7 protein-coding genes are annotated in these 5,787 nt (G+C 72.9%); 4 read left to right on the forward strand and 3 right to left on the reverse strand.

Annotation, left to right across the window (positions count from 1 at the left end; translation table 11 throughout):
- The 3 genes from ABWK99_RS12800 to ABWK99_RS12810 all read left to right on the forward strand — a co-directional run.
- A partial coding sequence (locus ABWK99_RS12800) for a hypothetical protein (protein WP_372595090.1) occupies positions 1-676 on the forward strand: 676 nt, incomplete at its 5' end.
- A 126-nt stretch (positions 677-802) separates the two neighbouring features.
- Entirely contained in the window at positions 803-1,291 is a 489-nt protein-coding gene (locus ABWK99_RS12805) for a hypothetical protein (RefSeq protein ID WP_372595091.1), read from the forward strand.
- Positions 1,292-1,317: 26 nt separating this feature from the next.
- The gene (locus ABWK99_RS12810; RefSeq protein ID WP_372595092.1) at positions 1,318-1,518 is read left to right on the forward strand and encodes a hypothetical protein; all 201 of its coding nucleotides are present in this window, start codon (positions 1,318-1,320) and stop codon (positions 1,516-1,518) included.
- A gap of 64 nt (positions 1,519-1,582) precedes the next feature.
- On the opposite strand, the gene ABWK99_RS12815 is transcribed toward ABWK99_RS12810, so the two are convergent.
- The 3 genes from ABWK99_RS12815 to ABWK99_RS12825 all read right to left on the reverse strand — a co-directional run bounded on the left by ABWK99_RS12815 (position 1,583) and on the right by ABWK99_RS12825 (position 4,341).
- Positions 1,583-1,897, reverse strand: a complete 315-nt coding sequence (locus tag ABWK99_RS12815) for a DUF5808 domain-containing protein (RefSeq protein WP_372595093.1) — start codon at positions 1,895-1,897, stop codon at positions 1,583-1,585.
- A gap of 93 nt (positions 1,898-1,990) precedes the next feature.
- Entirely contained in the window at positions 1,991-2,539 is a 549-nt protein-coding gene (locus ABWK99_RS12820; protein ID WP_372595094.1) for a flavodoxin domain-containing protein, read from the reverse strand.
- 158 nt (positions 2,540-2,697) lie between these two features.
- Positions 2,698-4,341, reverse strand: a complete 1,644-nt coding sequence (locus ABWK99_RS12825; RefSeq protein WP_372595095.1) for a diguanylate cyclase domain-containing protein — start codon at positions 4,339-4,341, stop codon at positions 2,698-2,700.
- Positions 4,342-4,485: 144 nt separating this feature from the next.
- Here ABWK99_RS12825 and rlmC point away from each other — a divergent pair, with 144 nt between their 5' ends.
- Positions 4,486-5,610, forward strand: a complete 1,125-nt coding sequence (gene rlmC / locus ABWK99_RS12830; protein WP_372595096.1) for a 23S rRNA (uracil(747)-C(5))-methyltransferase RlmC — start codon at positions 4,486-4,488, stop codon at positions 5,608-5,610.
- Positions 5,611-5,787 lie beyond the last annotated feature (177 nt).

Below are 5,787 nucleotides of genomic sequence, written 5' to 3' on the forward strand. Positions count from 1 at the left end.
CGACCTGGGTCAGGTCGTCTTCGTGTTCACCGCGCTGATCGTGCAGATGAGCATCCTCGAGCAGCGCCGGGCACGGGAGGCGATCCTCGTCGGGGCGAGCGACGGCAGCTCGACCGCTCCCGGCCCGACCGCTCACGGTTCGGCCGCTCCCAGCTCAGCCCCTCACGGCTCGGCCGCTCACGGCTCGGCCGACTCACGCCGGCTCGTCCTCCCGTGGCGCGACATCGCGTCGGCGAGGGTCCTGTGGGCGATCGCCGGGGGGCTGACCCTCTCTGTCCTGACGCCGGGCCTCGCGCGCACGCTGGCCGGGCCGGACGGGTTCACCGCCGTGGTGTTCGACACCGTCGGTGGGCTGACCACTCCCCTGGTCTGCCTGGTGATCGGGGCCTCCTTGGCCGCGGGGATCCCGCGGGACCCGGCGATCGTCACGGTCGTGGCGCTGCGCACCGCGGTCGGCCTCGGGCTCGGCCTGCTGGTGGGGCTCGTCCTCGTCCCGGCCCTGGGCTTCTCGCCCTGGTACTCGCGGGCGGCGATCCTGCTCTTCGTGCTGCCCGCGCCGTTCGTCATCCCGGTCTACTACAAGCGCAGCGCTGCCCTCGTCGGCAGCGTCCTGACACTCTCGACGGCCGTGTCGATCGTGCTGATCGCGGTACTCGCGATGCTCGACCTCGTCTGAGTCGCGCGGCCTCGTCCGCGCCCGGCGCCCCAGGCTGGGCTCAGGGCGCCGGCACCGAAGCGGACACGAGGGCAGCGAGTCCCGACGTCAGCGTGCTGCTCCCGCCGCGGCCCGTAGAGTCGGTGGATGACCGAGGAGCGGGCACCCGAACGTGATGACGTCCGACGCTCAGCGGGCGCCCGGCTCCGGCTGCTCGGCCGGCTGGGGCTCGGAGCCGTGCTCCTCAGTGCCGGCATCGGCCACCTGACCTCCTTGCGCCAGGAGTTCCAGGCGCAGGTGCCCGGGTGGGTGCCGCTGGACGCGGACACCGTCGTGGTCGCCTCCGGGGTGGTCGAGATCGCCCTCGGTTCGGCCCTCGCGCTCGCACCGCGCCGCTTCCGGGTGGCCGTCGGTTGGGCAGCGGCTGCGTTCTTCGTCGCGATCTTCCCGGGCAACATCTCCCAGCTCGTCACGCGGACCGACGCGTTCGGGCTGGACAGCGACTCGGCACGGGCCATCCGCCTCCTCTTCCAGCCCGTGCTGGTCGTCTGGGCGCTGTGGTCCACCGGTGCCTGGCGTTCGCGGCGGTCCGCCGGCACGGGCCCTCGCGTGTCCGAGGGCGGAGAGCCGCGCTGAGGGCCCTGGGCGGCTAGCCTTCGGCCATGCTGCCGTCGCCTCGCCCTCCTCGCTCGGACGCACGGCCCGGATCCGGGACATCGTTCGAGGGCGGGCCCCGCCGCGAGCCGCTCGAGGCCGCGCTCGCGATCCTCTCGAACCCGGCGAGCTTCCCCGAGGTGCGCGAGGCAGCGGCCGAGATCGACACCCGGTCGTTGCGGGACGGGAGCGTCCTTCCCCGTAGATGACGTCGCTGCGTCGGGCCCCGCAGCGCCCCTCGGGACGGGGCGGTCGCAGGCGGTGCCCTGCGGCTCAGCCGACTGCTGCGATCCGCTCGCGCACCTGCGCCACGACCTTGCCGAGGTTGAGAGTCCAGCCGACGCCGAAGACGTGCGGACCGATGTAGTGGTCCCCGTCCGGGTCCCAGACCCGCTCACGGAGGCGTTCGAGCGTCGGTCGACGGAACTCGTACGGCACCACGCCCGCGATCGTGCCGTGCCAGGTGCGGTCCTCGCGCGGGAGCCGCAGCTCCTTGATCACGGCCGCGACCGCCAGCCCCAGAGCAACCAGACGGATGAGCGACTCCAGCCCGCCTCCGCGTGCTCGGTCCTCGTGCACGCTTCCCATCACGACCCTCCTTGCTTCGAGACGTCCCTCGATGATCCACCCGCTGCCGTCACCGCGCCGGCAGCCGACCGCGGGGCAACACCTCAGCACCGCTCAGGTTCCGGCGGACTCCAGCTGCCTCAGCTCACCCGCGATCTGGCTCGCCCACGCGTCGATCGCATCCCAGTCACGGAAGTCCCCGACCGGCATCGAGTCGCGGGTCGCCGGCATCAGGCGCAGCATCCTCTCCGCGATGCCCACCGGCGGGAGGTGGTCGTCCCACGCCCCACGGAAGACCCGCTCCCCCCGTGATCCCACGGCCGGGGCGACGTCGTCCCACTCCTTGGGCCGGGTCGCCTCGAAGACGTCCCGCCCACTGGTGTCGACGTCCTCCGTCCCGAGCGGACCGCTGCTGAACAACCACACCGGGACCCCGGCGAGCTCGGCGTGGTGACCCATGACGAAGGAGGTCGCGTCGCGGAGCCAGTGCTGGATGTAGACGGCGCTGCCGACCACGACGGCGCCGTAGGGGCGCAGGTCCGAGACCTGTCCGACCTTCCTCGGCTCCGCGTCGAAACCTGCGGCGCACAGGTCGTCGGCGATCCTCCGCGCAATGCCCTCTGTCGAACCGTGCCTGCTCGCGTACGCCACGAGAACCCTCATGCCCCGCTCCTTCCCCCCAGCCGGCAGCACTGCCGTCGCGCGGGCGTCCCACGGGCACAGGTCCCGGAGTGCTACCCACCACCAACGCTACGACCGGACGGCGCCGGTATCCAGGGCCCTGCCGGATCCGACGTGCCGGGTGCGGGTTGCCCGGGTGCTCAGCTCGCGTCGTGCCCGACGCGCGGACCCCGGTCGGGTGCCGGGCTCCCGACGAGGGAGGTGCTCGCCGCCCGCACTGCACGGGACCGTTTGACCTCGTACATGGCCACATCGGCAGCGCGCAGCAGGCTCTCGGCAGAGCCGCTCGGGTCCCGGGTGGTCGCTACGCCGATGCTCGCCTCGACGGTGACCGTCCCCTCGGCCAGAGCGATGGGTGCCGCCAGGGCGGAACCGATGCGTCGGGCGAGCTCCTTCTCGTCGCCGCCGAGGTCCTCCAGGAGCACCGCGAACTCGTCTCCGCCGAGGCGTGCGACGAGGTCGTCGTCGCGCACGCAGGAACGGATCCGGCCAGCGACGCTCGTCAGGACCCCGTCGCCTGCCGCGTGCCCCAGCTCGTCGTTCACGAGCTTGAAGTCGTCCAGGTCGATGATCATCAGGGTGAGCCGACCGGGTCGCTCGGTCAGCCGACCGAGCGCGGCGTCGAGCCGCTGACCGAGCAGCACGCGGTTGGCCAGTCGGGTCAGCGGGTCATGGCTGGCCTCGTGACGCAGGGCCACGGTGAGGCGGTCGCGCTCGGCCAGCAGAGCGTTCAGCTCGTCGACCTTCGCGTCCAGCACGTCCACGAGACGGTTGTTGTCCGCGATGACGATCACCTGACGCCACACCACGAGCACGCTGCTGACGACAGCACCGAGGACGACCACCCAGGGCTGCACCCCGGAGAGCTCCGCCCACAGCACGCGCAGGAGCACGGCGAGGGTCGCCAGGAGTGCCACGTACGGGAGGAACGTGATGAGAGGCAGCTGCTGCGCAACCCCCAGCGGGCGCGCCGACGCCGGGCGCCTGCTCTCCGTCGCAGCAGAGAGGAGCAGCAGCGCGCTGGCGAGAAGGGTGAGGCCGAGGTGCCACTCGACGCGATCGGCGCGGACGAGCACCGGGGCGGCCGCCTGCGCGCCGGCCTCGAGCGTCGCGGCACCGGCGAGCACGACCGCCGCCCACCGGGACATCGGGGATCGGCCCGAGCGGACGATCGTGGCGATCCCGAGGACGACGGACAGGAAGAGCCCGGGACCGATGAGCAGGCCGAACCAGACCCCGGCAGCCACCGGTCCCGACGCGGGGAGCATGAGGTGCACGCCGAGCACCGTGGCCGCGATCATCACGATCGACACGTCGAGCAGGAACCGCGCCCGTGGTCGGCGTGGCCGGTGGCCGAACGTCGGGGTGAGGAGCAGGACGGCGACCAGGGGGACCGCCGTGCCCACCAGCACGAGGGCGCTCTGCGCCGAGACGCCGAGCCCCTCGGCGACGGTCAGTGGCCGCGACGCGAGGAGACCGAGCTGAAGGGCATCACCGATCGCGTACAGGCCACCTGCCGCGGCGATACCGCCCCAGATCCACCTGCGCGCCCGGTCCGTGGAGCGGGCGGCGATCCGACCGGCCGTCCTCAGGAGCGCGACGTGGGCCACCGCCAGCAACGCCCAGCAGATCGCGAGCTGCACCTGGAGGTCGAGGGAGCCGAGACCGAGGAGGATGCCCGAGACCAGGGCGAGGGCCAGGGCCAGCACGGACACGGGGTCGCGCAGGACCCGCCCGGCAGCTGCCGGGCCCGCGTTCGCCGTCGTGATCGCCTGTCCTCGCATTCCGACCTTCGCTCGTCTCTGGTGGGGGCTCCCTTGCCTATCGGCACCGCGGGTACCGAGGTGAAGCCCCCGTTCCCAGCGGGGTCGTCACGAGAGCGTCGCCGTGGTGCCGTCCGGCCGAGCGGGGCGCCGTAGCCTTGGCCGGTGCAGTGCGACCACTACGACGCGAACCGCTGCCGCTCGTGCACCCTCCTGGACCGGCCCTACTCCGTGCAGGTCGCGGAGAAGCAGCGACGGGCGCAGGACCTGCTCGGCGGACCGGACGCGATCGCCTGGCTCCCCCCGCTCCTCGGGCCCGAGCAGGGGTTCCGCAACAAGGCGAAGATGGTCGTCACCGGGACCGTCGAGCGACCGGTGCTCGGGATCCTCGGCCCGCACGGCGCCGGCGTGGACCTGCGCGACTGCGGCCTGCACACCGCAGGGCTCCGCGCGGCCCTGCCGACCCTCGCCGAGTTCGTCACCCGCGCCGGCCTGGTGCCCTACGACGTCGCACGCCGGGCAGGAGAGCTCAAGTACCTGCTGGCGACCGAGTCGCCCGATGGCGAGCTCATGGTTCGCCTGGTCCTGCGCTCGACGGAGGCGCTGGCCAGGATCCGCAAGCACCTGCCCTGGCTGCTCGCTGCCCTGCCCGCTGCGCGCGTCGTCTCCCTGAACCTCCAGCCCGAGCACAAGGCCGTGCTCGAGGGCGAGCAGGAGATCGTGCTGACCGAGGCGGAGGTGCTGCCGATGCGCCTGAACGACCTCGTTCTGCACCTGCGCCCGCAGGGCTTCTTCCAGACCAACACCGTGGTCGCGTCCGCCCTCTACCGCCAGGTGCGGGACTGGGTGGACGAGCTCGCTCCCGCGTCCGTGTGGGACCTGTACTGCGGGGTCGGCGGCTTCGCCCTGCACTGCGCCGCCCCTGGCCGAGCGGTGCTGGGCATCGAGACGAGCGCCCAGGCCGTCGCCGGAGCGCGGCTCAGCGCCTCCGGGGCGGGCCTGGAGGAGGTCGAGTTCGCGGTCGGGGACGCGGAGTCGTTCGCCCTCGCCGCTGCGCACGGGCCCGACGTCGTCATCGTGAACCCCCCTCGTCGAGGCATCGGCGCCGGGCTCGCCGGGTGGCTCGAGGCATCCACCACACGAGCCGTCGTCTACTCGAGCTGCAACGTCACGTCCCTGTCGGCGGACCTCGCCGCCATGCCGAGCTGGCGAGTGCGGCGCGCCCAGGTTCTCGACATGTTCCCGCAGACGACGCACGACGAGGTCCTCACTCTCCTCACCCGCGACTGACGGCTCGCACCCCGTCGTCCCGCTCGGCCCGCCCCTGCCGTCGAGCGCCGGCCCCCTGGTCGCGACTGACGGGCCCGCCCCCGCCCGCGACCCGACGGTCCCCTGTCTCGCGCTGACTGCTCCTCCACCCCACGACTTGGCAGGACCCACCCCACGACTTGGCAGGACCGCCTCGTC

This window comes from Actinotalea sp. (assembly GCF_041597215.1).
Classification (GTDB): Bacteria; Actinomycetota; Actinomycetes; order Actinomycetales; family Cellulomonadaceae; genus Actinotalea.

Excerpts from the sequence above, each read along its gene's own strand:
- ABWK99_RS12805 (WP_372595091.1), top strand. The coding sequence starts at position 803 with ATGACCGAGGAGCGGGCACCCGAACGTGATGACGTCCGACGCTCAGCG.
- ABWK99_RS12810 (WP_372595092.1), top strand. The coding sequence starts at position 1,318 with ATGCTGCCGTCGCCTCGCCCTCCTCGCTCGGACGCACGGCCCGGATCC.
- ABWK99_RS12815 (WP_372595093.1), bottom strand. The coding sequence starts at position 1,897 with ATGGGAAGCGTGCACGAGGACCGAGCACGCGGAGGCGGGCTGGAGTCG.
- ABWK99_RS12820 (WP_372595094.1), bottom strand. The coding sequence starts at position 2,539 with ATGAGGGTTCTCGTGGCGTACGCGAGCAGGCACGGTTCGACAGAGGGC.
- ABWK99_RS12825 (WP_372595095.1), bottom strand. The coding sequence starts at position 4,341 with ATGCGAGGACAGGCGATCACGACGGCGAACGCGGGCCCGGCAGCTGCC.